Origin of the sequence: Corallococcus sp. AB045, assembly GCF_003668895.1 — a bacterium.
GTDB lineage: Bacteria > Myxococcota > Myxococcia > Myxococcales > Myxococcaceae > Corallococcus > Corallococcus coralloides.
This window is the reverse complement of sequence record NZ_RAWN01000422.1, coordinates 1-1,028: the sequence shown is the minus strand read 5'-3', so window position 1 is coordinate 1,028 and position 1,028 is coordinate 1. Positions and strand designations below refer to the sequence as shown.

General features: G+C 66.1%; 1 protein-coding gene. It reads right to left on the bottom strand.

Features of this window, described 5'->3' with window-relative positions:
• Nucleotides 1–1,026, bottom strand: a 1,026-nt coding sequence (gene tuf / locus D7Y21_RS41240) for an elongation factor Tu (protein WP_121718613.1), incomplete at its 3' end; no start/stop codon positions are given.
• Nucleotides 1,027–1,028 lie beyond the last annotated feature (2 nt).

Genomic DNA, 1,028 nt, shown 5'->3' with positions numbered 1-1,028 from the left:
GCCCGTCACGTCCGTGGTGCGGAAGTAGAACTGCGGACGGTACCCCTTGAAGAACGGGGTGTGGCGGCCGCCCTCTTCCTTCGACAGCACGTAAATCTGCGCCTTGAACTTCGTGTGCGGCGTGATGCTGCCCGGCTTCGCCAGCACCTGGCCGCGCTCCATGTCCTCGCGCTTGAGGCCACGGACCAGCGCGCCGATGTTGTCGCCCGCCCGGCCCTCGTCCAGCAGCTTGCGGAACATCTCCACGCCCGTCACCACAGTCTTCTGCGTCGCGCGCAGACCGACGACTTCGACTTCCTCGCCCACCTTGATGATTCCGCGCTCCACGCGGCCCGTGGCCACCGTACCGCGGCCGGCGATGGAGAACACGTCTTCCACCGGCATCAGGAAGGGCTTGTCCGTCGCGCGCTGCGGCGTCGGGATGTAGCTGTCCACCGCCTCCATCAGCTTCAGGATGGCCGGCTCGCCGATGTCGCTGGTGTCACCCTCCAGCGCCTTGACCGCGGAGCCGGGGATGATGGGGATGGTGTCCCCAGGGAACTCGTACTTCTTGAGCAGGTCCCGGACTTCCATCTCCACGAGCTCGCGCAGCTCGGGGTCGTCCAGCAGGTCCACCTTGTTCAGGAAGACCACGATGTAGGGCACGCCCACCTGGCGCGCCAGCAGAATGTGCTCGCGCGTCTGCGGCATCGGGCCGTCCGCCGCCGACACCACCAGGATGGCGCCGTCCATCTGCGCCGCGCCCGTGATCATGTTCTTCACGTAGTCGGCGTGCCCCGGGCAGTCGACGTGCGCGTAGTGACGGTTCTTCGTCTTGTACTCCACGTGCGCCGTGGAGATGGTGATGCCGCGCTCGCGCTCTTCCGGCGCCTTGTCAATCTGGTCGTACGCCAGGAACGTGGCGCCGCCCGTCTTCGCCAGCACTTTCGTGATGGCCGCCGTCAGCGACGTCTTGCCGTGGTCCACGTGCCCAATCGTTCCGATGTTCACGTGGGGCAGGCTGCGATCGAACTTTTCCTTGGACATGA